This window comes from Burkholderia sp. Ac-20365 (genome assembly GCF_017104715.1).
Lineage (GTDB): Bacteria > Pseudomonadota > Gammaproteobacteria > Burkholderiales > Burkholderiaceae > Paraburkholderia.
On record NZ_JAAGPI010000037.1, the window covers coordinates 23,258 to 47,728 of the forward strand.

21 protein-coding genes and 1 pseudogene are annotated in these 24,471 nt (G+C 63.6%); 13 read left to right on the forward strand and 9 right to left on the reverse strand.

The genetic code is table 11. The annotated features are described in order from the left end of the window. Positions 1-257 precede the first annotated feature (257 nt). Positions 258-2,261, forward strand: coding sequence for a DNA mismatch repair endonuclease MutL (mutL, locus tag G3O01_RS36565; protein ID WP_205811933.1), 2,004 nt, complete (start codon positions 258-260; stop codon positions 2,259-2,261). Positions 2,262-2,295: 34 nt separating this feature from the next. Continuing rightward, the gene (gene miaA / locus G3O01_RS36570; protein WP_205811884.1) at positions 2,296-3,252 is read left to right on the forward strand and encodes a tRNA (adenosine(37)-N6)-dimethylallyltransferase MiaA; all 957 of its coding nucleotides are present in this window, start codon (positions 2,296-2,298) and stop codon (positions 3,250-3,252) included. 806 nt (positions 3,253-4,058) lie between these two features. Here miaA and purM read toward each other — a convergent pair. Beyond that, positions 4,059-5,126: a phosphoribosylformylglycinamidine cyclo-ligase gene (gene purM / locus G3O01_RS36575; RefSeq protein WP_205811885.1), complete on the reverse strand. Its 1,068-nt coding sequence runs from the start codon at positions 5,124-5,126 to the stop codon at positions 4,059-4,061. Between the two features lie 97 nt (positions 5,127-5,223). Between purM and G3O01_RS36580 the strand changes: the two genes are divergently transcribed. The 8 genes from G3O01_RS36580 (at position 5,224) to G3O01_RS45640 (ending at position 11,848) form a co-directional block, all read left to right on the forward strand. Next, complete coding sequence (locus G3O01_RS36580; protein ID WP_205811886.1) at positions 5,224-6,300, forward strand: AI-2E family transporter; 1,077 nt, start codon at positions 5,224-5,226, stop codon at positions 6,298-6,300. A gap of 42 nt (positions 6,301-6,342) precedes the next feature. Further along, the gene (hda, locus tag G3O01_RS36585; protein ID WP_205811887.1) at positions 6,343-7,116 is read left to right on the forward strand and encodes a DnaA regulatory inactivator Hda; all 774 of its coding nucleotides are present in this window, start codon (positions 6,343-6,345) and stop codon (positions 7,114-7,116) included. Further along, positions 7,109-7,795 carry an HAD family hydrolase gene (locus G3O01_RS36590; protein ID WP_205811888.1) on the forward strand — a complete coding sequence of 229 codons (687 nt, stop codon included), beginning with the start codon at positions 7,109-7,111 and terminating at the stop codon, positions 7,793-7,795. The genes hda and G3O01_RS36590 overlap by 8 nt, the downstream gene beginning before the upstream one ends. Further along, a complete protein-coding gene (gene pcnB / locus G3O01_RS36595; protein WP_205811889.1) occupies positions 7,792-9,408 on the forward strand; it encodes a polynucleotide adenylyltransferase PcnB in 1,617 nt (538 codons plus the stop codon). Before G3O01_RS36590 ends, pcnB begins: the two co-directional genes overlap by 4 nt. A gap of 48 nt (positions 9,409-9,456) precedes the next feature. After that, positions 9,457-10,020 carry a 2-amino-4-hydroxy-6-hydroxymethyldihydropteridine diphosphokinase gene (gene folK, locus G3O01_RS36600; RefSeq protein ID WP_205811890.1) on the forward strand — a complete coding sequence of 188 codons (564 nt, stop codon included), beginning with the start codon at positions 9,457-9,459 and terminating at the stop codon, positions 10,018-10,020. 11 nt (positions 10,021-10,031) lie between these two features. Further along, positions 10,032-10,712, forward strand: coding sequence for a deoxynucleoside kinase (locus tag G3O01_RS36605; protein WP_205811934.1), 681 nt, complete (start codon positions 10,032-10,034; stop codon positions 10,710-10,712). 42 nt (positions 10,713-10,754) lie between these two features. Further along, the gene (panB, locus tag G3O01_RS36610; RefSeq protein ID WP_205811891.1) at positions 10,755-11,570 is read left to right on the forward strand and encodes a 3-methyl-2-oxobutanoate hydroxymethyltransferase; all 816 of its coding nucleotides are present in this window, start codon (positions 10,755-10,757) and stop codon (positions 11,568-11,570) included. 146 nt (positions 11,571-11,716) lie between these two features. Further along, complete coding sequence (locus G3O01_RS45640) at positions 11,717-11,848, forward strand: hypothetical protein (RefSeq protein WP_277403079.1); 132 nt, start codon at positions 11,717-11,719, stop codon at positions 11,846-11,848. A gap of 33 nt (positions 11,849-11,881) precedes the next feature. Here the strand turns inward: G3O01_RS45640 and pabB are convergent, their stop codons facing one another. The 5 genes and pseudogenes from pabB to grpE form a co-directional block, all read right to left on the reverse strand. After that, positions 11,882-13,747: an aminodeoxychorismate synthase component I gene (pabB, locus tag G3O01_RS36615; protein WP_205811892.1), complete on the reverse strand. Its 1,866-nt coding sequence runs from the start codon at positions 13,745-13,747 to the stop codon at positions 11,882-11,884. Between the two features lie 36 nt (positions 13,748-13,783). Next, entirely contained in the window at positions 13,784-14,917 is a 1,134-nt protein-coding gene (gene dnaJ / locus G3O01_RS36620; RefSeq protein ID WP_205811893.1) for a molecular chaperone DnaJ, read from the reverse strand. A 267-nt stretch (positions 14,918-15,184) separates the two neighbouring features. Continuing rightward, complete coding sequence (dnaK, locus tag G3O01_RS36625) at positions 15,185-17,134, reverse strand: molecular chaperone DnaK (protein WP_205811894.1); 1,950 nt, start codon at positions 17,132-17,134, stop codon at positions 15,185-15,187. 152 nt (positions 17,135-17,286) lie between these two features. Beyond that, positions 17,287-17,708, reverse strand: a pseudogene (locus tag G3O01_RS36630) (thioredoxin). A 17-nt stretch (positions 17,709-17,725) separates the two neighbouring features. Next, complete coding sequence (grpE, locus tag G3O01_RS36635; protein WP_205811895.1) at positions 17,726-18,322, reverse strand: nucleotide exchange factor GrpE; 597 nt, start codon at positions 18,320-18,322, stop codon at positions 17,726-17,728. A gap of 346 nt (positions 18,323-18,668) precedes the next feature. On the opposite strand from grpE, the gene G3O01_RS36640 reads away from it, so the two are divergent. Next, entirely contained in the window at positions 18,669-18,830 is a 162-nt protein-coding gene (locus G3O01_RS36640) for a hypothetical protein (RefSeq protein WP_205811896.1), read from the forward strand. On the opposite strand, the gene G3O01_RS36645 is transcribed toward G3O01_RS36640, so the two are convergent. From G3O01_RS36645 to hrcA, 3 genes are all read right to left on the reverse strand, one after another. Continuing rightward, positions 18,802-19,209 (reverse strand): RNA-binding S4 domain-containing protein, encoded by a 408-nt coding sequence (locus G3O01_RS36645; RefSeq protein WP_205811897.1) that lies wholly within the window; start codon positions 19,207-19,209, stop codon positions 18,802-18,804. The genes G3O01_RS36640 and G3O01_RS36645 overlap by 29 nt on opposite strands. Positions 19,210-19,282: 73 nt before the next feature. After that, complete coding sequence (gene hemH / locus G3O01_RS36650; protein WP_205811898.1) at positions 19,283-20,353, reverse strand: ferrochelatase; 1,071 nt, start codon at positions 20,351-20,353, stop codon at positions 19,283-19,285. A gap of 149 nt (positions 20,354-20,502) precedes the next feature. Continuing rightward, positions 20,503-21,522, reverse strand: a complete 1,020-nt coding sequence (hrcA, locus tag G3O01_RS36655; protein ID WP_205811899.1) for a heat-inducible transcriptional repressor HrcA — start codon at positions 21,520-21,522, stop codon at positions 20,503-20,505. Positions 21,523-21,804: 282 nt separating this feature from the next. Between hrcA and G3O01_RS36660 the strand changes: the two genes are divergently transcribed. Then, entirely contained in the window at positions 21,805-22,707 is a 903-nt protein-coding gene (locus G3O01_RS36660) for an NAD kinase (RefSeq protein ID WP_205811900.1), read from the forward strand. A gap of 77 nt (positions 22,708-22,784) precedes the next feature. Then, positions 22,785-24,452: a DNA repair protein RecN gene (gene recN, locus G3O01_RS36665; RefSeq protein ID WP_205811901.1), complete on the forward strand. Its 1,668-nt coding sequence runs from the start codon at positions 22,785-22,787 to the stop codon at positions 24,450-24,452. The last annotated feature ends 19 nt before the right edge of the window (positions 24,453-24,471 follow it).

Genomic DNA, 24,471 nt, shown 5'->3' on the forward strand with positions numbered 1-24,471 from the left:
TGGGGACGGTGTTCCGTCCCGATGACGCGCCTCGCTGGCGTCACAGTCGTGACGAAACGTGTACGAGGCAGGAAATTGACCGCGCCATGATACCGAAAGTGCCATGACGACTTTAAAAAATGTCGCTCGTAATGTGCACGTTCAGACGATCTGCGACGAATCGCTATAATTTCGCCATGTCCGCGATCCCAGAATCTTCCGAAACGCGCGCCGAGGTGCAGGCCGAAGCGCCTGCCGACGCACACGCCGCGCCGCCAATGTCCAGCGGCGACGCGAGTCCGGCCGACATCGCCCTCACGCCGCGCCCGTTGCGCGCGATCCAGGCCCTGCCCGATCAGCTGATCAGCCAGATTGCCGCTGGCGAAGTGGTCGAGCGGCCGGCTTCCGTGGTGAAGGAACTGCTCGAGAACGCGCTCGATGCTGGCGCGAAGACGCTGCGCATCTTGCTCGACGAAGGCGGCGTCAAACGCATTTCGATTACCGACGACGGCTGCGGCATTCCCGAAAACGAGCTTGCGCTTGCGCTGATGCGCCACGCGACCAGCAAGATCCGCTCGCTCGCCGAGCTGGAGGCCGTTGCAACGCTCGGGTTCCGCGGCGAGGCGCTGGCGTCGATTGCGTCAGTGTCGGACATGCACATCACGAGCCGCACTGAGAACGCTTCGCACGCAACGCGCATCGACGCGCAGACGGGCGCGCTGTCGCCCGCGGCCGGCACGCGCGGCACGACGATCGAAGTGCGCGAGCTGTACTTCAACACGCCCGCGCGCCGCAAATTTCTGAAGAGCGAGCAGACGGAACTCGGCCATTGCCTGGAGATGATCCGACGCGCGGCGCTGGCTCGGCCCGATGTCGCAATTTCGGTGCTCCATAACGGGCGTGCCGTCGAGCACTGGAACGCGACCGATCCCGCTGCGCGCGTCGCGAAGATTCTCGGCGAGACGTTTGCGACTGCGCATCTGCCCCTCGACGAATCGGCGGGACCGCTGGCCGTCTACGGCTGCGCCGGTCTGCCGACGGCGAGCCGCGGCCGCGCCGATCAGCAGTATTTCTTCGTCAACGGCCGCTTCGTGCGCGACAAGCTGCTCACGCACGCCGTGCGCGCCGCGTACGAGGACGTGCTGCACGGCGACCGCTATCCGTCGTATGTGCTGTTTCTCGACCTGCCGCCCGAGGCCGTCGATGTGAACGTGCATCCGTCGAAGATCGAAGTGCGCTTTCGCGATTCGCGCTCGATTCACCAGTTCGTGTTCCATGCAGTGCAGCGTGCCCTCGCGCGGCATGCGGGGGCATCGCCGGAAACGACGTCGGGCGGGCATTCCGCGCGCATCGAGCCGATGCCTGTTGCGACGCCTGCTTCTTTTGGATCGACGCCGCTGGGCGGCGGCTTCAGGGTCAGCGACGGCGGCAGCTCGCAACCGGGCAACACGTGGCTGCGCCAGGCGAGCATGAAGCAAGGCTCGCTGCCCGTCGCGCAGCCGCTTGCGCTCTACGATGCGCTGTTCGGCCGCAAGGATACGGGCGCGGGCACGTCGCAAGGCACGACGTCGTTCGAACTGCGCGATGCAGCGGACACGACCGGCGACGATGCGTCGGCGCCTTTCGCGGGCTTTGCAGGCCCGACAGGTTTCGCGGCTCAAGCGCCGGGCGTACCGCAAAGTTTCGACGCGCATGACGAACAGCCGCTCGGCTTCGCACTCGGCCAGATTCACGGCATCTACGTGCTTGCGCAGAACGCGCGCGGTCTCGTGATCGTCGACATGCACGCGGCGCACGAGCGCATTCTGTACGAGCAGTTCAAGAACGCGCTCGCCGACCGCACGATCGCGGTGCAGCCGTTGCTGATTCCCGTGTCGATGCCGGCCGGTGGCGTCGAAATCGGCGTCGTCGAAGAAGAGCGCGAGACACTCGAGTCGCTCGGTTTCGATCTCGCGGTGCTGTCGCCGACGAGCATCGCGATTCGCGCCGTCCCCGCGCTGCTGAAGGATGCCGATTTGCAGGCACTGGCGCGTGCGGTGCTGTCCGATCTGCATTCGTACGGCGGCTCGCGCGTGCTGACCGAACGGCAGCATGAACTGCTGGGCACGCTTGCCTGCCATCATGCCGTGCGCGCGAACCGGCGTCTGACGCTCGACGAGATGAACGCGCTGCTGCGTCAAATGGAAGCGACGGAGCGCGCGGATCAATGCAATCACGGGCGTCCGACGTGGTATCAGTTGACGCTTGCCGATCTCGATCGTCTGTTCATGCGCGGACAGTGAGCTCGGCCGTTCCGTCTTTCCACTCACGCCTGTCATGACGCAGCACGCATCGCCACCGACACCCATCGCCTGCCTGCTCGGCCCGACCGCCTCCGGCAAAACCGCGGCGGCGCTGGCGTTCGCTGCGCGCGCGCCTGTCGAGATCGTGAGTGTGGATTCGGCGCTTGTTTATCGCGAGATGGATATCGGCACGGCGAAGCCGACGGCGGAAGAACGCGCGATTGCGCCGCATCATCTGATCGATATCGTCGATCCTGCCGACGCCTACTCCGCCGCGGATTTTCGTGCGGATGCGCTGCGCCTTGTCGGCGAGATCATTGCGCGCGGCAATGTGCCGTTGCTGGTGGGCGGCACGATGCTGTACTACAAGGCGTTGACGCAGGGACTGAACGACCTGCCTGCCGCCGATCCCGACGTGCGCGCGACGCTCGATGCCGACGCTGCGCGCGAAGGCTGGCCGGCGTTGCATGCGCGGCTTGCTTCTATTGATCCTGTGACGGCGGCGCGCCTTGCCCCGAACGATTCGCAGCGGATTCAACGCGCGCTCGAAGTTTTCATGCTGACGGGGCAGGCTATGTCGGCGCTGCTCGCCGCGCCTGCTCGCGATGATGACGTTTCCCGGCTTTATCGGTTTGTGCCGATTGCACTCGAGCCTTCTGATCGCAGCGTGTTGCATGCGCGAATCGCGGCAAGGTTCGATGCGATGCTCGCGCATGGGTTTATCGATGAAGTGAAGCGGCTGCGTGCGCGAGGTGATCTGCATCCTGGATTGCCGTCGATGCGGTGTGTTGGCTACCGCCAGGCCTGGGAATACCTCGACGGCGAGACCGATTACGACACCATGCGGGATAAGGGCGTCTTCGCGACGCGGCAATTGTGCAAGCGACAGTTGACATGGCTGCGCGCCATGCCGGAGCGGGTTGTTGTTGATTGCTGTGATGGGGATGCTACTGCACTCGCCGTGCGGGCTGTTCAACGGGTTGTGGGTTGAGTTTGTTGTTTGCGACGCTTTGTGTGGTTTGCTTGTGTTTTTGCTGGCATCCGCGTTTTGTTACTGGTGCTTCAAGCGTTGCCCCTGTGCGGGGCGGCACTTACTTTCTTTGCCGCCGCAAAGAAAGTAAGCAAAGAAAGCGGGCTAACACCGCCCGTGCTTGACCTCCGCCTGAGGGCCCCCAACAGTTCCTCCACTTCAAACGGCGTTCTGCCATTCAATGCCCGTTGCCAACGCTTCGGCAAAGCGCCTAACCCACTTCAATCACCCGTAGCGCAGCCAGCCGCAACGAATGGTTACCGCCGCCCAGGTGGCAAACTGTGTGTAGGTCGTAGTGCTCCACACGTCAGCGCTCTTACGACACCGATCCCGCTTTTCAGTCCGGAGTGGAGCGCGTACGCCGCGACAGCCTACACACAGTTTGCCGCTATAGAACGTGGGAGATTTGGTCGCGCGTGTGGCGACGCGGGAGTGTGAAGCGGGTGATGCGCTCAATAGGAGCGTTGGCAACGGGCAGTGAAAGCCAGGTTGCCGTGTGAAGCGGAGGAACCGTTGCGGGCCCTCAGGCAGGAACAAGAACTGGCGGTGTTCAGCGGCTTTCTTTTGCCTACTTTTCTTTGCCGCGGCAAAGAAAAGTAGGTGCCGCCCCGCACAGGGGCGACGCGTGAAGAACCGATAACAAACCGCGGATGCCAGCGAAAAAGCAGGCACACCGCACCAGCGCGTCGCAAGACAAAAAACAAAAGCCGCCCAACCCAAAAGTCAGACGGCTTCCAGAAACCCCAATCGCCCGAAGGGCAAAAAAATCAAACCACTACGGTTTGCGCTTCACCCTCAGCGCTCTCACGAACAACCCCAATCTTCCAGACCTGCTCGCCAGCGGCAGAAAGAAGACCCGTAGCAGCATCGGCATCAGCAGCCGACACGATCACGGCCATCCCAATCCCGCAATTGAACACGCGATGCATCTCGGCATCGGCGACACCGCCATGCTTCTGCAGCCATGCAAACAGCGGCGGCAGCGGCCACGCACGATGATCCAGCTCCGCCGTCAGGCCATCACGCAAAACCCGCGGAATATTCTCGACCAGCCCGCCGCCCGTGATGTGCGCCATGCCCTTCACTTCGAGCTGCTGCATCAGCGCCAGCAACGGCTTCACGTAGATATGCGTCGGCGCCATCAGCGCTTCGGCCAGCGTCCGGCCGTCGAAATCGGCGTTCAGATCAGGCTGCGCGCGCTCGATGATCTTGCGCACCAGCGAATACCCGTTCGAGTGAATCCCGCTCGACGCCAGACCCAGCACGACGTCGCCCGGCACGATCTTGCTGCCGTCGATAATCTTGCTCTTCTCCACCGCGCCGACCGCAAAGCCCGCCAGATCGTACTCGCCGTCCGGGTACATGCCCGGCATTTCAGCCGTTTCGCCGCCGATCAGCGCGCAACCGGCCAGCTCGCAACCCTGCGCAATGCCCTTGACCACCGTCGCCGCCGTGCCGACGTCCAGCTTGCCGCACGCGAAGTAATCGAGGAAAAACAGCGGCTCGGCGCCCTGCACCAGAATGTCGTTGACGCTCATCGCCACCAGATCCTGGCCAACCGTGTCGTGACGGTTCAGCTGGAATGCCAGCCGCAGCTTCGTGCCGACGCCGTCCGTGCCCGACACGAGCACCGGCTCCTTGTAACGCTTCGGCACCTCGAACAGCGCACCGAAACCGCCAATGCCGCCCAGCACGCCTTCACGCAGCGTCTTCTTGGCAAAGGGCTTGATCGCATCGACAAGGGCGTCGCCCGCGTCGATGTCCACGCCCGCGTCGCGATACGACAAACCTTGGGTCGAATCAGGGGAATTCGGGGCGGATTTCGGTTGATTCATGGGGGGAGTGCTCGAAGGTCGGTAAAATGCGATTTTACCCGATGCCGGCCGCACGGCTGGAATTTGAGACGCCGACACGACACCTGGGAAACCCACTTTGCAGCAAAACAGTCCGATCCTCACGCCGTACCAGCGCCGCGCCTTTATCTGGCTTGCCATTGCGCTTGCCGTGGGCATTCTGCTCTGGCTGTTGAGCCCCGTGCTCACGCCGTTCCTGCTCGGCGCGATCCTCGCCTATATCCTGCAGCCAGGCGTCGCGTGGATGACGCGCCGCCGCGTGCCGCGCGGCCTCGCCGCGACACTGATGATCCTGTTCTTCGTCGCGATCGTCACGCTGCTGGTGCTGCTCGTGCTGGGCGTCATCCAGAAGGAAGTGCCGCAGCTCAAGCAGCAGGTGCCAGTGTTCTTCTCGCACCTGCATGGCTGGCTTACGCCGAAGCTCGCCCTGCTGGGCGTGAGCGACTCGCTCGATTTCGCCAGCATCCGCGACATGGTGATGGGCCAGCTCGAAGGCAGCGCGCAGACGGTCGCACTGTACGCGTGGACCTCGATCCGCACCAGCTCGAACGTCATGATCACGGTGGTCGGCAACGTGGTGATGGTGCCGCTCGTGCTGTTCTACCTGCTGTACGACTGGAACGCGATGCTCGCGCGCGTGCGTGGCTTCATCCCGCGCCGCTTCTTCGCGAAGACGATTCACCTCGCGCGCGATATGGATCACATGCTGTCGCAATACCTGCGCGGCCAGTTGCTCGTGATGGGCGTGCTCGCCGTGTTCTATGCGATCACGCTGTATATCGCCGGGTTCGAGATCGCGCTGCCCGTGGGCATTTTCACGGGGCTCGCGGTCTTCATCCCGTATCTCGGCTTCGCGACGGGCCTCGGCCTCGCACTGCTCGCCGCGTTGCTGCAGTTCGGCAACTGGTACGGCTTCGGCGCCGTCGCGGTGATCTACGGCATCGGGCAGATACTCGAGAGCTTCTTCCTCACGCCGCGGCTCGTCGGCGAGCGTATCGGCCTGCATCCGCTCGCGGTAATCTTCGCGCTGCTCGCGTTCGGCCAGCTGTTCGGCTTTTTTGGTGTGCTGCTCGCGCTGCCCGTGAGCGCGATACTCTCGGTCGCGTTCCGTGAATTGCGGCAAAGTTATCTGTCGAGCTCGCTCTACAAGAATTGACGCTTACTGGTCCGCTTACTGGTTACTAACGGCTTATCTATCGTGTCGCGCCAACTGACGCTCGATCTCGGCACTCCGCCGCCATCGACATTCGACAATTTCTTCGCCGGCACCAACTCGGAGCTGGTCACGCGCCTGCGCGAGCTGGACGCGGCGCTCGCGGCCGGCCCCGTCGCGGACCGCTCGTTCTACGTCTGGGGCGAGACGGGCAGCGGCCGCACGCATCTGCTGGAAGCGCTCGTGCACGAAGCGCCGCCGGGCCACGCGCGTTACGCCGGCCCGCAAAGCAGCCTCGCCGCGTTTGCGTTCGACCCCAGCGTCGCGCTGTACGCGATCGACGATTGCGACCGGCTTTCGGGCGCGCAGCAGATCGCGGTCTTCAACCTGTTCAACGAAGTGCGTGCTCACCCAACCAGCGCGCTCGTCGCCACGGGCAACGCCGCGCCGATGGGCCTGAACGTGCGCGAGGACCTGCGCACGCGCCTCGGCTGGGGTCTCGTGTTCCATGTCGCGCCGCTTGCCGACGAAGGCAAGGCGGCCGTGCTCAAGCGCGCGGCGCGCGAGCGCGGCATCAATCTCGCCGACGACGTGCCCGCCTATCTGCTCACCCATTTCCGCCGCGACATGCCCAGCCTGATGGCGCTGCTCGACGCGCTCGACCGCTTCTCGCTCGAGCAGAAACGCGCTGTCACGCTGCCATTGCTGCGCACGATGCTCGCCTCGCCCGATAATGCGGGCAACACCGCCGAAGGCCCGCGCCGCGCGGCTGCCCAGGTCTCGTCATCCGCTTCAAGTAAAATAGTCCCCCATGGCTAACCTCGCTCTCTTCGACCTCGATCACACGCTCATCCCCACCGACAGCGACCACGAATGGGGCCGCTTCATGGTGAAACTCGGCATCGTCGAAGCCGAAAGTTTCGCGCGTGAAAACGATCGCTTCTTTGCCGACTACAAGGCCGGCAAGCTCGACATTCATGCCTATCTGGTCGCGATGCTGACGCCGCTGGCGAAATACCCGCGCTCGCAGCTCAAGGCGTGGCACGACCAGTACATGCACGAAGTGATCAAGCCCGCAATCGTTCCCGCTGCAATGGAACTGGTGAACAAACACCGCGACGCTGGCGACCTGTGCTGCATGGTCACCGCGACGAATGAGTTCATCACCGCGCCCATCGCCGAAGTATTCGGCGTCGAGAAGCTGATCGCGTGCGAAGTCGAGACCGTTGACGGCCATCCGGCATCGGACTACACCGGCTTCCCGAAAGGCACGCCGAGCTACCGTGAAGGCAAGATCGTGCGCACGGAAGAATGGCTCGCGTCGCTGGGCAAAACCTGGTCGGACTTCGAGCGCAGCTACTTCTACAGCGATTCGCACAACGACATCCCGCTGCTCGAAAAGGTCACCGACCCGATCGCGACCAACCCGGACGACACGCTGCGCGCCCATGCGCAGAAAAACGGCTGGCGCATCCTAGAACTCTTCCAACCCTCGTGATCAAGAAACTCATTCGCAAGCTGTTCGGACAGGACGCAGAGCCCACTGACGAGGCCGCGCCGTCCGCAGAAACAGACGACTCCGCACACGACGAACGCGCGCCGCAAACGGCCCGCCCGAGCCGCGCTGCCTCGAAAACCACGGCATCCAAGGGCGGTGCGCGACGCAAGCCGGCTGCTGCCGCCGTGCCCGAGCCCGACGCGCCCGTTATCGTGTCGTCGGACATTCACGGCATCGATCCTTCGCTGATTTCTCGCAATGCGATCCGCGTGACGGAAGGCCTGCAACAGGCGGGCTTCCGTGCGTTTATCGTCGGCGGCGCGGTGCGCGATCTGCTGCTCGGCATTGCGCCGAAAGACTTCGACGTCGCCACCGATGCCACGCCCGAACAGGTGCAGAAACTGTTCCGCCGCGCGCGCATCATCGGACGGCGTTTTCAGATCGTGCACGTGCAGTTCGGCCAGGAAATCATCGAGACATCGACGTTCCGCGCGCTGGTCGACGCGCCACCCGCCGAAGCAGGTGCCCCGCCGCCGCGCCGTCTCAAGCGTGACGAGCTGGACCGCCGCACGCATGCCGTCGATGCCAGCGGCCGCGTGCTGCGCGACAACGTCTGGGGCGAGCAGCACGAAGACGCGACACGCCGCGACTTCACCGTCAACGCGATGTACTACGACCCCGCGACGCAGACGGTGCTCGACTATCACAACGGCATGGCCGACATGCGCGCGCGTCTGCTGCGCATGATCGGCGACCCGGCCACGCGTTATCGCGAAGACCCGGTGCGCATGCTGCGCGTGGTGCGCTTCGCCGCGAAGCTCGACTTCGAGATCGAGGACGCGACGCGCGAGCCGATCAAGGAACTGGCCGATCTCATCAACAACGTGCCCGCCGCGCGTCTGTTCGACGAGATGCTCAAGCTGCTGCTGTCGGGCCATGCGCTCGCTTGCCTGCAGCGTCTGCGCAAGGAAGGCCTGCATCACGGCCTGTTGCCGCTGCTCGACGTCGTGCTCGAACAGCCGCACGGCGAGAAGTTCATCACGCTCGCGCTGAACAACACCGACGCACGCGTGCGCGCCGGCAAGCCGGTGTCGCCGGGCTTCCTGTTCGCCACGCTGCTGTGGCACGACATGCAGCAGCGCTGGCAGCAATACGAGGCCAACGGCGAGTACCCTGTACCCGCACTGCATCGCGCGATGGACGACGTGCTCGACATGCAGACCGAGAAGCTCGCCATCCATAAGCGCTTCTCGTCGGATATGCGCGAGATCTGGGGCCTGCAGCATCGCCTCGAAAAGCGCTCGGGCCGCAGTGCGCTGAAGCTGCTGGAACACCAAAGATTTAGAGCGGGGTATGATTTCCTCCTGTTGCGCTGCGAATCGGGCGAACTGGATGAATCGGTCGGCTCGTGGTGGACGGAGTTCATCGAAGGAGACATCGCCGCGCGCGAAGCACTGCTTTCGCAAGGCGGGAAGGACCGGGCGCCCAGAAAACGACGGCGGCGTAGCAACAGCCGAAACCGCAGCAAACAGGGCGACGGAATGGAGGGCGGCACGGCTTCAGGAGACCGCGCAGCAGACGATGCGAGCCATGACGGCCCGCACGAAGACTGACGCAATCCCGGCGCGCGCCGTCGAACGCAAGTTGCAGGAAGTTATGCCATGACGGTTGCCTATCTCGGCCTCGGCGCGAATCTCGGGGACGCGCGCCAGACCCTGAAAGACGCGGTGGTGTGTCTCGCACAACAGCACACCATCACCGTGCTCGCCAAATCGAGCCTGTATCGAACAGCCCCGATCGACGCTGGCGGCGACGATTATCTGAATCTCGTCGTCAAGCTCGACACCGCGATGCCCGTGCGCCATCTGCTCGCGCTGTGTCACAAGATCGAGCATCACTTTGGCCGTGAGCGCCCGTTTCGCAACGCGCCGCGCACGCTCGATCTCGACATCCTGCTCTACGGCGAACAGGCCATCGACGAACCCGATCTGATCGTGCCGCATCCGCGCATGACGGAGCGCGCGTTCGTGCTGGTGCCGCTCGTCGAAATCGAACCCACGCTGATCATTCCGCAACGCGGCCGCGCCGATGCGTTTCTGGCTGCCGTCGCCGATCAGCGCATCGAAAAGATGAAATCGCCCTGCCAGTGTCTCGCGCCCGGCGCGACGGATTCCAGCGGTCAAGCAGACGCAGCGGGCGCAGCGCCTAAAGGCGGCTGCCCATGAGTTCCCTGCCGATGACCGCCCCGCCGCTCACCGTGACGGCGCCCGATCTGCGTCCGCCGCACGGCTATCTGACCATCGAAGGGCCGATCGGTGTCGGCAAGACGTCGCTGGCGCGGCGCCTGGCGCAGCGCTGGTCGATGCACGAACTGTTCGAGCGCCCGCAGGACAATCCGTTTCTCGAGCGCTTCTATCGCGATACGGCGCGCTATGCGCTGCCCGCGCAACTGAGCTTCGCGCTGCAGCGCGCGCAGCAGGTGCAGGACATCAACGCGCTGCGCACCGCCGGCACGCCGCTCATCACCGATTTCATGACGCAGAAGAACGACATCTTCGCGCGTCTGACCTTGCAGGACGACGAGTACCCGCTGTATCGCGCGATTGCGGCGAAGCTCGATGTGTCCGGTCCGTCGCCGGATCTGATCATCTATCTGCAGGCAAGCCCCGAAGTGCTGTTCTCGCGTATTCAGAAGCGCGCGCTGCCGATGGAGCTGCAGATTTCGGATGCGTACCTGCGCTCGCTGTGCGATGCGTACAACGACTTCTTCTATCACTACGACGGCGCGCCCGTTCTCACGGTCAACGCCGAACACCTGAATCCGCTCGATTCCGACGCGGACCTTGCTTTGCTCGTCGAGCGCATCGAATCGATGCGCGGGCGCAAGGAATTCTTTGTCAAAGGCGGCACGCTATAGCGTCTGGCTGTAGCGTGACGCCGCATTTCCAACGGATCACCCATGACCTATCTGCAGGAGACGAGCCGCAGCGCCGTCACCGTCCCGAAACTGCAAGCCATGCGCGAAGCGGGCGACAAGATCGTGATGCTCACCTGCTACGACGCGAGCTTCGCGGCGCTGCTCGATCGCGCGGGCGTCGATTCGCTGCTGATCGGCGATTCGCTCGGCAACGTGCTGCAAGGCCAGAGCACGACGCTGCCCGTCACGATCGATGAGATCGCCTATCACACGGCTTGTGTGGCGCGCGCGAAACCGTCGGCGCTGATCGTCGCCGATATGCCGTTTGGCACCTACGGCACGCCTGCCGATGCCTTCACGAACGCCGTCAAGCTGATGCAGGCAGGCGCGCAGATGGTGAAGCTCGAAGGCGGCGAATGGCTCGCGGACACGGTGCGTTTTCTGGTGGAGCGCTCGATTCCCGTTTGCGGTCACGTCGGGCTCACGCCGCAGTCGGTGCACGCGTTCGGCGGCTTCAAGGTGCAGGGCAAGACGGAAGCAGGCGCGGCCCAGTTGATGCGCGATTCGCGCGCGATGCAGGACGCCGGCGCGCAACTGCTGGTGATGGAAGCGATGCCGACGCTGCTCGCCGCCGAGGTGACGAAGCAACTGCGCATTCCGACGATCGGCATCGGTGCGGGCGTCGAATGTTCGGGTCAGGTGCTGGTGTTGCACGACATGCTGGGAATTTTCCCCGGCAAGCGGCCGCGCTTCGTGAAGGATTTCATGCAAGGGCAGCCGAGCATTCTCGCCGCCGTCGAAGCGTATGTGCGGGCGGTTAAGGACGGCTCGTTCCCCGGGCCTGAGCACACGTTCTGATTGAGTCTGGCGGTGGTTGTGTTTGTCGCAGGCGCCGCTATTTCCTTGGGACTTCTCTAAGGCCTGTCCGATTCGACCTGCAATCGGCGTCGTCTATCTTCGTTCTCCTTTCACGGCGCGAGCCCGCGCACCGATGGAGAACGACCATGAGTCCCTTCTGTCTGATCGACGTCACGCGCATTCGTGACCACGACAACCATCCGCACGAACACGACGCCACCTGGCATGCGCGCGTTACGGCATGGATCGGCCGCCTGATTCACCGGCATCACTCCTGATGCGACATTTCCCGAGCTTGCCGGCCGACGCATTCAGGCAATAATCCGCGCCGGCAACGCTCCGCGTAGCGCGTTGCAGAGCATGAGCGCTTGCGCGTTCATCACGTCTTCCCGGGTCAACACCCGTTCCCCCGCCTGCATGTCGGGATCTTCCAGCAGCACGCTGCGCATCACGCCCGGCAACACGCCCGACGACAACGGCGGCGTCCACCACCGCCCATCCAGCATCACGAAAACGTTTGACCGGCCGCCCTCGGTTAGCTCGCCACGTTCGTTGAAGAACAGCGTGTCGAATGCATCGTGCGACTCCGCTTCACGCCAGCCGCGATCGTATTCCGCGCGACGCGTCGTCTTGTGCAGCAGCAGCGGATCGGCGGCCTGCATCGTCGCAAAGCCGTGATCGGGGCCGAGCAGCACACCAGCCACCTCTTCCGTCAGCGGCACGAGCGGCGCAAACGTGATCTCGGTCGCGCCCGTCTTGTCCAGCGTGAGACGCATCCTGTGCGGCGTTGCGCTGCGCAGCGTCGCGCATTGCGCGGCGAGTTCTGCACGCACCTTGTCTTCGTCGAGCGCGAAGCCGAGCCAGCGCGCGCTGTGGCCGAGCCGCGCGAGATGGCGATCGAGATGACGCACGCCGTCTTCGCGCGTGGCGTACATCGTTTCGAACAGCTGGAAGCCGGGGTCGGCCTCCGTCAGGAAACGTGCTTTCAATTTGCACTCCGCGTATTCGTCCTGCGCGACGCTATCGAGCACAATGCCCGCGCCGATGCCCATTTCGCCGTGTCGCGGCCCTTCAGGCGTCACGGCGCCGAGCGAGAGCGTACGGATCGCCACCGACAGACAAAAATCGCCGCACTGCCTGCCGACTGCATCGCCGAGATCGGGTTGCGCATCGAGCCAGCCGATCGCGCCCGTGTACAACCCGCGTGGCGTGGTTTCGAGCTGCTCGATCAGCTGCATCGTCTTGTGTTTGGGCGCGCCCGTAATCGAGCCGCATGGGAAAAGCGCGCGCAGCACGTCGGCGAATGACGTGCGCGCCCGCAACGTCGCCGTCACCGTCGATGTCATTTGCCACAGCGACTGATACGGCTCGACCGAAAAGAGCGCTGGCGTTTTCACCGTGCCCGTTTCTGCGATTCGCGACAGGTCATTGCGCAGCAGATCGACGATCATCACGTTTTCGGCGCGATTTTTCGGATCGCTCGCCAGGAATTCGGCGGCTGCGCGGTCCTGCTGCGCGTCGGACGAACGCGGCGCAGTGCCTTTCATCGGCCGGGTGCGCAGCGAAGCGCCCTTTTTCTCAACGAACAGTTCCGGCGAGCATGACACGACCCAGCGATCGTCCGGCAGCGCGATCAGCGCGCCGTAATGCACCGACTGCCGCGCGCGCAGCCGCCGGAACAGCGCGGCCGGCGTGCCGAATACGTCGAAATACAGCCGATAGGTGTAGTTGATCTGATAGGAGTCGCCGGCGCGCAGCGCGTCGTGAATCGCGCCGATGGCCTGCGTGAACTGCGCTTCATCGACGCTCGCACTTATGCCGCCGATGCCCGCCACGGAAGGCTCGACAGCCGCGCTGTCATAGAGCGCGAGCCACGTGTCGACCTCGTCGCGCGACATCTTCTGGCAGCGGTCGAACAATAAAAAACGCAGCGTGCCGCCGGCACGCTGCGTTTTCTGCTGCAAAGTCTGTCCGAATTCGTAGTCGGCCAGCACGACCGCGAACAATCCGCTGTCGACATCGGCCGACGCCGCCTCGCAGACGGCGTCCAGCTGCACGGGATCAGTACAGACGTGCTCGTGCCGGAACCCCGTGTACAGCCGGCTCGACCGGCGACTCGCAGTCGAGTCGCAGTCGTCCAGCAACGCGAACACGGTGCCTGTTTGCTGAGCCGCCATGCATACCGCCAACGTCGGAACGCGCTTCAGTACAGGTTAGTCGAAAAAGCTCTTCACGCGGTCGAACCAGCTCTTGCTCTGCGGGCTATGACGCGCGCCGCCTTCAGTGAGCGACTTCTCGAACTGCTGAAGCAGGTCGCGTTGCGCGTCCGTGAGCTTGACGGGCGTTTCCACCTGAACATGCACGTACAGATCGCCCGCGATGCTCGAGCGCAGACCCTTGATGCCCTTGCCGCGCAGACGGAACGTCTTGCCCGACTGCGTGCCCTCCGGAACCGTGAAGCTCGCGCGGCCCGCCAGCGTCGGCACTTCGATCTCACCGCCCAGCGCCGCCTTGGTGAACGGAATCGGCATCTGGCAATGCAGATCGTCGCCATCGCGCTCGAACACCGCGTGCGCCTTGATGTGAATCTCGACGTACAGGTCGCCCGACGGCCCGCCATTGATGCCCGGCTCGCCATTGCCAGCCGAACGGATACGCATGCCGTCGTCGATGCCCGCCGGAATCTTCACTTCCAGCGTCTTGGTTTCCTTGGTCTTGCCGGCGCCATGGCAGTGCGTGCAAGGCTCAGGAATGTAGGTACCCGTGCCGTGACACTTCGGACACGTCTGCTGGATGCTGAAGAAACCTTGCGACATCCGCACCGCGCCCGAGCCGTTACAGGTCGGGCAGGTTTCCGGCTTGGTGCCGGGCTTCGCGCCCGAACCGTGACAGATTTCGCACGACACCCAGCTCGGCACGCGGATTTGCGTGTCGTAGCCGTGCGCGGCCTGCTCGAGCGTGATTTCCATGCTGTAGCGCAGATCCGCGCCGCGATAGACCTGCGGACCGCCGCGGCCACCGCGTCCACCCGCAGCCGCCTGGCCGAAGATGTCGCCGAAAATATCGCCGAATGCGTCGGCAAAACCGCCGAAACCCTGTGCGCCTGCACCCGCCATGTTCGGATCGACGCCAGCGTGGCCGTACTGGTCGTACGCGGCACGCTTTTGCGAGTCCGACAGCATTTCATAGGCTTCCTTCACCTCTTTGAAATGCTCTTCCGCATCCTTGTTGCCCGGATTGCGGTCAGGGTGGTACTTCATCGCGAGCTTGCGATAAGCCTTCTTGATTTCGTCGTCGCCCGCGTTCTTCGCGACGCCCAGAACCTCGTAGTAATCCCGTTTCGCCATATCGGTTCAACGCCATCCGCGCAATGCCGCGCGGCGGCTCCTCTTGAATGCTGGAGTCTCGCGACTCGTAAGGCCCGGACCTCGCCCGCAAATGCGGGTCAAAAGCCCTGCCCTCCATAAAACAAATGTGCCCGGAGAGCCAAAAAGGCTCGCCAGGCGCGTATCCGGTTCATTCGCCCGATGGTGTCGGGCGCCAACCTTTAGCCGGGCTGCGCATGTCGCCACGCGCAGCCTTGCGGTCAAACAAAAAACCGCAGCAACCCGGCTTTAGTCCTTCTTCACTTCCTTGAACTCGGCGTCGACGACGTCGTCGGCCTGCTGGCTCGCACCAGCCGCGGCTTCCGCACCGGCTGCACCTGCACCCGCCGCGCCTGCTGCGCTTTGCGCCTGCATGTCGGCGTACATCTTTTCGCCGAGCTTCTGCGATGCCGTGGCAACCGTTTCGATCTTCGCTTCGATCGCGGCCTTGTCGCTCGAACCGCTCTTCAGCGTTTCTTCGAGGTCCTTCAGCGCGGCTTCGATCTTTTCCTTCTCGCCTGCGTCCAGCTTGTCGCCGTACTCGGTGAGCGCCTTCTTCGTGCTGTGGACCAGCGCGTCACCCTGGTTACGGGCATCGGCCAGTTCACGCAGCTTGTGATCTTCTTCCGCGTTCGCTTCCGCGTCCTTCACCATCTTCTCGATCTCGGCTTCGGACAGACCCGAGTTCGCCTTGATCGTGATGCGGTTTTCCTTGCCCGTCGCCTTGTCCTTCGCGCCGACGTGCAGAATGCCGTTCGCGTCGATGTCGAAGCTCACTTCGATCTGCGGCACGCCGCGCGGTGCGGGCGGAATGCCTTCCAGGTTGAATTCGCCCAGCAGCTTGTTGCCCGCTGCCATTTCGCGCTCGCCCTGGAACACCTTGATCGTCACGGCGCCCTGATTGTCGTCCGCGGTCGAATACACCTGAGCGTGCTTCGTCGGGATCGTGGTGTTCTTGTTGATCATCTTCGTCATCACGCCGCCGAGCGTTTCGATGCCCAGCGACAGCGGCGTCACGTCCAGCAGCAGCACGTCCTTGCGGTCGCCCGACAGCACCTGGCCTTGAATTGCCGCGCCGACAGCAACGGCTTCGTCCGGGTTCACGTCACGGCGCGGTTCCTTGCCGAAGAACTCCTTCACCTTTTCCTGCACCTTCGGCATACGCGTCTGGCCGCCGACGAGAATCACGTCGTCGATGTCGCTGACCTTCACGCCTGCGTCCTTGATCGCCACGCGGCACGGCTCGATGGTGCGTTCGATCAGGTCTTCGACCAGCGCTTCCAGCTTGGCGCGCGTGATCTTCAGGTTCAAGTGCTTCGGACCCGATGCGTCTGCCGTGATGTACGGCAGGTTGATTTCCGTCTGCTGACCCGACGACAGTTCGATCTTCGCTTTTTCAGCCGCTTCCTTCAGGCGTTGCAGCGCGAGCACGTCCTTCGACAGATCGACGCCCTGTTCTTTCTTGAACTCGCCGATGATGTAGTCGATGATGCGCTGGTCGAAGTCTTCACCGCCGAGGAACGTGTCGCCGTTCGTCGACAGCACTTCGAACTGCATTTCGCCGTCCACGTCCGCGATTTCGATGATCGAGATGTCGAACGTGCCGCCGCCCAGGTCGAACACCGCAATCTTGCGGTCGCCCTTTTCAGCCTTGTCCAGACCAAACGCGAGCGCAGCTGCAGTCGGCTCGTTGATGATCCGCTTGACTTCCAGACCGGCGATGCGGCCTGCGTCCTTCGTAGCTTGACGCTGGCTGTCGTTGAAGTACGCCGGCACCGTGATCACGGCTTCCGTAACCGGCTCGCCGAGGTAGTCCTCAGCCGTCTTCTTCATCTTGCGCAGAACTTCCGCCGACACTTGCGACGGCGCGAGATTTTGACCGTGCGCTTCGACCCATGCGTCGCCGTTATCGTGCTTGACGATCTTGTAGGGCATCAGACCGATGTCCTTCTGCACTTCCTTCTCGTCGAAACGGCGGCCGATCAGGCGCTTCACTGCGTACAGTGTGTTACGCGGATTGGTGACCGACTGGCGCTTGGCGGGCGCGCCGACGAGAACTTCGTTGTCGTCCATATAGGCGATGATCGACGGCGTGGTGCGCGCACCTTCCGAATTCTCGATCACCTTGACCTGATTGCCTTCCATCAGCGCCACGCACGAGTTGGTGGTGCCGAGGTCGATGCCGATGATTTTGCCCATTTTTACTAATCTCCTGACTTTGATCGCTGCGGGCATTGCTGGCTGGCCCATCCGGCCACCGGGCGTCCCGCCCTGAATTTCATCCTGCACCCAACATAAGTGCAGCCGCATCGTTTTCAAGACCCCTTATGCGATGCGGTCATTAAATTTTTTCAATCGGTCTGGCCGCCGATTGATCCGGACGCGCCGTTCCCGGCCGCGCGGATTCTCTCACGAGCCGCGGCAACGGCCGCCTCGAACTGCGCCAGCCCATGCCAGCCCGTCGCCCGCCCGAGGCGCTTGCCCCGGTGGAAGAAGAACCACGTCGCACGCCATGGAGCGTGAAACGCCGGCCAAGTGCGCGATGTTCGTAGACGTTGCTGTGAAACCAGCGCAGGCCGAGCGCGCGGATCGCGTCAGGCTGCGCGAGCATCGCCTTCTTCGCGATCTCGCAGTTGAAGCAGTCGAGCCCCCAGAAAAACACCACGGCCAGATCGTCGCCCGCCGATTGCAGGCCGGCGTCGAACGTGTCAGCAGTGAGTTCCCGCATGTCGAAGACCGCGAACGCAGTGCTGTCGACGGCAACGCCTGCCATGACCGCGAGAGTGCCGCTTACTTCGGCGCCGCGACCGTGACGAGCGCCGGACGCAGCACGCGGTCGGCAATCACATAGCCCTTTTGCAGCACGGCGACCACGGTGTTCGGCTCCTGCTCGGCCGGCACCATCGAAATAGCCTGATGGCGATGCGGATCGAACTTCTCGCCCACCGGGTTCAAAGCAACAACCTTGCCCTTCTCCAGCGCGCCCGTCAGCTGGCGCAGCGTGAGCTCGACGCCTTCTCGGACCTTTGCCAGATCGTCGCTGGAGTGCGTGACGGCCGCTTCCAGGCTGTCTATAACGGGCAGCAAATGCTCGGCAAAGCTCTCGATGGCAAATTTGTGCGCCTTCGCGACGTCTTCCTGACCGCGGCGGCGGACGTTTTCCGTCTCCGCTTTCGCGCGCAGGAAGCTTTCCTGCAACTCGGCCACTTTGGCCTGAGCGTCAGCCAGCGCGGCTTCGGCGCCGGACGTTTCGGTTTGCGTCGCGCCCGCAGCGCCTTCCGGCTGCTGCGCCTGCGGCTCGCCCGATGCGGCCTCTGCGGCCTGGCGCGCGGCTTCGTCGGCGGGCGTGGGATTCTGGCTCGTCGGATTCTCTTGCGTGTTTTCCATGTCGCTGAAACTCAAATAAATAAGGCCAAGAAACGGCGGAAGTTTAATGGGACTCGCCCGATGGGCGTGGTGCCGATACAACATGCCGGCCGCGCATCAACGGTGCAAGTAAGGCTGCACCCGCCGTATTTCAAGGCTCCCGCCAATGCTTTTTGCACCGTGCAGGGGCCTGGAAATCTGGCGTAACACGCATTTCGAGCGCGACATCATATTGAGATTGAGCGCGCTGCGCGAGTGTCCTAAACTCAACTCAAGCGTCCGAAAAGGCACGTTAACCCTAACCTGACGCACGGCTTACTACTAGCTGAACCGCCCGTTTCCGCTTGCAATTTCAAGGGGGAGTACCGTGAAACTGACCTTCGCCATATCGGTGGTGGCATTGGTACTCATCGCAGGCACCACGACCATCTGCATGTCCGGAGCCGTCAACGAGCGCACGACCGAATATGGCGGCGTTCACGCGACGATGGAACAGCTGTTCAACCCTCACGCGAAAATTTGTCGATAACGCGCCGGTCGCGCTTGGTCGGCCGTCCATGTAATTCGGCAGTCGGTTCGCGAAACGTCTTGCGGCGCTCGTGTTCCTGCGCGCGCTTTTGCCTGCTCACTTCCGATTCCGTATAAAGCGTCTGCGCGACGCTTGCCGGTCCGCGCACGTCGCACACGCCGAGCACCTCGACCTGCCACACGATCCGCTCGATCTCGATTTCGACCAGATCGCCGACCCGTACGTCCTTGGCTGGCTTCACCGTCGCGCCGCCGATCCGCACCCGACCCTTCTCGACAGCATCGGCGGCCAGCGAACGCGTCTTGAAGAAGCGCGCCGCCCACAGCCATTTGTCGATGCGCAAGCGAGCGCCCGGTTCGGTAGAAATCTTGTAGTTCATCAGTCCTTCTTCAGACGTCTTCAAACATTCTGAGCCGTTGCACGAATGCAGATTGCATGCCGGGCGCGCCCAGTCAGGCCACCGACGCGCTTTGCGGCGCGCTCACCTGCACCGGCCAGCCCTGCAGATGCTGCGCGACGATCTCGCCAAGCGCCGCGATCCACGCGGGCGACGCATTCAGACACGGAATGGCGTGAAAAACTTTCCCGCCCGCGTGCAGGAATTCATCGCGCACTTCCATGCCGATTTCCTCGATTGTCTCGAGACAATCCGCTGTAAAGCCCGGACAGAACACGTCCGCGCGATGGACACCCGCCGCGCCGAGTTCTTTCAAGGTCGGCGCCGTGTAGGGCTGCAGCCATTCGGCCTTGCCGAAGCGCGACTGGAACGTCACACGGCATTCGACGGGCGTAAGGCCCAGCGCGTGCGTCAATAGCGACGCCGTCTGCTGACATTGCTCGTGATAGGGGTCGCCGAGATCGAGCGTGCGCTTGGGCACGCCGTGGAAACTCAGCACCAGCTTGTCGCCCGACGCGAAGTCCGGGCGGCCGTGCGTGTGCCAATAGTGATGCACCTGCGCCGCAAGCGCCGAAATATAGGCCGGATGATCCGCGTACTGGCGCACCGTGCGGATTTCCGGCTGGTTGCGCATGCGTTTGAGCGCGGCGAACGCGTCGTCGAATGCCGTCGCGGTCGTCGACGCCGAATATTGCGGGTACATCGGCATCAGCAGGATGCGCTCGGCGCCCGCGAGCTTCAGCTGGTTCAGCATGGCGGGGATGTCGGGCGTGCCGTAGCGCATCGCGTAGTCGACGATCACCGTGTAGTCATTGATGTGCAACAGATGCCGCAGCCCTTCGACCTGCTTTTCCGTATGCACGCGCAACGGCGAGCCCTCTGGCATCCACACGGCCGCGTATTTCTTCGCCGAAGCGACCCCGCGCGACGGCAGGATGAACAGACGCAGGATGATCTGCCAGAGAAACGACGGAATCTCGACCACGCGCGGATCCGACAGAAACTGCGCGAGATAACGCCGCACAGCGCGCGGCGTCGGCGCATCGGGCGTGCCGAGATTGATCAGCAACACGGCAACACGATGTGCCGACGCAGACTGCAAGGGCCGCTCGAGGTCGAAGCGCATAGGCAAAGGGAAGAGCCGCGCAGGCGCGCGGCACGTAATGAATCGAGAAAGTCATTATAGCGGCGCGGTCTGCCGCCGATACCTGGCCGTTCGGCCAATTGGCACGGCCAAAAACGCCGCGCATGATGAACACCATGCCGACGTCGGCGTTATCCCTGACTGAGCGTCAGCGACAGCAGACGCGCCGTGATGTCGACGATGGGAATCACGCGGTTGTACGCCATGCGCGTCGGCCCGATCACGCCGAGCGTGCCGACGATCTTGCCGTTCACTTCGTAAGGCGCCGTCACCACGCTCATTTCCTCGATGGGAACGAGGTTCGACTCGCCGCCAATGAAGATCTGGACGCCTTGGGCATGGCTCGACACGTCCAGCAACTGAAGGAGACTCGTCTTTTGATCGAACACATCGAACAGCTTGCGCAGCCGCGCCATGTCCGACGAAAGGTCGGCCACTTCGAGCAGATTGCGCTCGCCGGAAATCAGCACAGTTTCGCCCGTGTCGGTCATGTCCGTGCTTGCGGTGACGGCCGCGTGCATCAGCGTCGTCATGTCGCCGCGCAGTTCGTCGATTTCCTCGCGCAAACGCAGGCGCACCTCGTCGAAGGACAGGCCCGCGAAGTGTGCGTTGATGTAATTGGAAGCCTCGGTGAGCTGCGACGGCGAAAAATCGCGCTGCGTCGCCATGATGCGGTTCTGCACGTCGCCTTCCGGCGTCACGATGATCAGCAGAATGCGCTTGTCAGACAAGCGCAGGAATTCGATCTGCTTGAACACGTGGCTGCGCCGCGGCGTAAGGATCACGCCGGCGAACTGCGACAGGTTGGAAAGCACGCCCGCGGCCGCCGCCACCACCTTCTGCGGCTCGCCCGGCTGCAGCGTGGTTTTGACCGCGCGCATCACGGCGTCGTCGTCGGCTGCGGGTTCGACAGTCAGCATGGTGTCGACGAACAGCCGGTAGCCGCGCGGCGTGGGAATGCGCCCCGCCGACGTATGCGGACTGATGACCAGCCCCAGCTCCTCCAGATCGGACATCACGTTGCGGATCGTCGCCGGGCTGAGTTCGAGCCCGGAATACCGCGACAACGTGCGCGAGCCGACCGGCTGACCTTCGGCGATATACCGCTCGATCAGCGTTTTCAGGAGGGTTTGTGCGCGAGGATCTAGCATGGCGAAAAAATTTTAGCGTAACCACCGCATCGCGGCGAGCGCGCGGCGGCCCGTGGCGCAGCGGCTTTGCGGCCGCAGGCGCCCTGCGCGGCTCCCCGCCCGCGCACGAACCGCAACGCATGGGTCTATGCAGTCGTCACGTCTGTCATGAGGACTTCACCATTCTAACGATAATCGGACCAGGGCTGGATCGCGTCACGCGAGCGTCACGCATCCGCCCCGGCTGGCGCGCCGCCCGCCCGGACGGTTCTTTTCAGGCCCTACCTATGGTGTAATGCCGGCATGCAAGCTAACAGCCAGTTCAAGACTGTTGCGCTCGTCGGGCGCAGCAATACGCCGGGCATCGGGGAACCGCTGACCGCGCTCGCCACGTGCCTCGAAAAGCACGGCTACGAGATCGCGTTCGAGAGCGAGACCGCGCAGGAAATCGGCGTAACGCAATGGCCGGCGCTGCGCCCGGCGGAAATCGGCGCGCGCGCGGACGTGGCGATCGTGCTCGGCGGCGACGGCACGATGCTCGGTATCGGCCGCCAGCTGGCGCCGTACAAGACGCCATTGATCGGCATCAACCACGGACGGCTGGGCTTCATTACGGATATCCCGTTTTCCGACATGCGCGAGATCATTCCGCAGATGTTATCGGGCAGCTTCGAGCGCGAAGAGCGCACGCTGCTCGAATCGCGGATCATGCGTGACGGCCAGCCGATCTACCACGCGCTCGCCTTCAACGACGTCGTCGTGAACCGCTCGGGCTTTTCGGGCATGGCGGAACTGCGGGTCTCGGTGGACGGCCGCTTCATGTACAACCAGCGCTCGGACGGGCTGATCGTCGCGACGCCGACGGGCTCGACGGCTTATGCGCTGTCGTCGCAAGGGCCGATCCTGCATCCGCAGTTGCAGGGCCTCGTGCTGGTGCCCATCGCGCCGCACGCGTTGTCGAACCGCCCCATCGTGATACCGGACGACTCCAAGGTGAGCATCCAGATCATCTCGGGCCGCGACGTCAACGTGAACTTCGACATGCAGTCGTTCACCGCGCTCGAACTGAACGACACCATCGACGTGCGCCGCTCGCGCCATACCGTCCCCTTCCTGCATCCCGTCGGCTACAGCTACTACGCGACGCTGCGCAAGAAACTGCACTGGAACGAGTATCCGTCGCACGAAGACGATCCGCGCGACTGATTCCGCGCGGAAAGTCCGGCCCGAAACCATCGCAACACTCAAACCAACGCACGCCACGCCACTCAGATAGACGAGCCATGCTCCGCCACCTTTCGATACGCGACTTCGTCATCGTCGCCGCGCTCGACCTCGAATTCGACAGCGGCTTTACGGTCTTCTCCGGCGAAACGGGCGCCGGCAAATCCATCCTCATCGACGCGCTCGCGCTGGCGCTCGGCGCCCGCGCCGATGCCAGCGTCGTGCGCACGGGCGAATCCCGCGCGGACATCACAGCCGAGTTCGAAACGCACCCGCTCGTCGACGCGTGGCTCGACGAACAGGCGCTTGCCGCGGACGAAACGGAGCACGGCAATATCGTGATGCTGCGCCGCGTGGTGGACGGCAATGGCCGCTCGCGGGCGTTCATCAACGGCACGGCGGCGACGCTCACGCAATTGCGCGAAGTCGGCGAAATGCTCGTCGACATTCACGGCCAGCACGCGCATCAACTGCTGATGCGGCCGGACGCGCAGCGTGAACTGTTCGACACGCATGCCGGTTTGCTCGACACGAAGGCAACCGTGACTCGCGCCTGGCGCGCCTGGCGCGACGCAGCGCAAGCCGTCGAAACGGCGCAGAGCAAGGACCGCGAACTGCAGCTCGAACGGGAGCGGCTCGCATGGCAGCTCACGGAACTCGACAAGCTGTCGCCTCAGCCCGGCGAATGGGAAGAGATCAACACCGAGCACCGGCGGCTGTCGCATTCGGCGAATCTGATCGACGGCGTGCAGGGTGCGCTGTCGGCGTTGTCCGAATCGGACGAAGCGATGCTGGGCCATCTTTCGTCGATCATTTCGAAAATACGTGATCTCGCCGAAATCGATCCCGAACTGAACGACGCGCTCGCCGCGCTCGAGCCTGCCGAAATCCAGCTGCAGGAAGCCGCGTATTCGCTGAGTCACTACGCACAGCGGCTGGAACTCGATCCCGACCGGCTCGCCCAGGTTGAAAAGCGTCTGGACGCGCTGCATTCGGCGGCCCGCAAGTTCCGGCTGCAACCGGAAACCTTGCCGCAGGAGCATCAGGAACGCCGCGAACAGCTCGCCAAGCTCGATGCCGCCGCGGACCTCGACGCGCTGCGCGCCGTCGAGGCCAAGGCAAAAGACGCCTACATCGCCGAAGCGAAGGTGCTGTCAAAGGCTCGCACGAAAGCCGCGAAGGCGCTGGGCGCGGCGGTGACGACGGGCATGCAGGAGCTGTCGATGGCAGGCGGCAGCTTTGAGGTCGCGCTCGTGCCGTTGCCGGAAGGCGGCCCGCACGGCATGGAGCAGGTCGAATTCCGCGTCGCGGGCCACAAGGGCGTGCCGCTGCGGCCGCTAGCGAAAGTGGCCTCGGGCGGTGAACTCGCGCGTATCAGCCTCGCGCTTTCGGTGATCGCGAGCGCTGCCAGCCCGACGCCGACCTTGATCTTCGACGAAGTGGACACGGGCATCGGCGGCGGTGTCGCGGAAGTGGTCGGGCGTCTGCTCCATCAACTCGGCGAGCAACGTCAGGTGCTCTGCGTGACCCACTTGCCGCAGGTGGCCGCACGCGGCGATCACCACTTCCAGGTCGCGAAGAGCAGCAAGGGCAAGAGCGGCACGGTCAGCACGGTCACGTCGCTGGACAAGTCCAGCCGCATCGAGGAAGTTGCGCGCATGCTGGGCGGCATCGAAATCACGCCCACCACGCGCAAGCACGCGAAGGAAATGCTCACGACAGCGTGAAGCGTTTCTAAAAACGCGG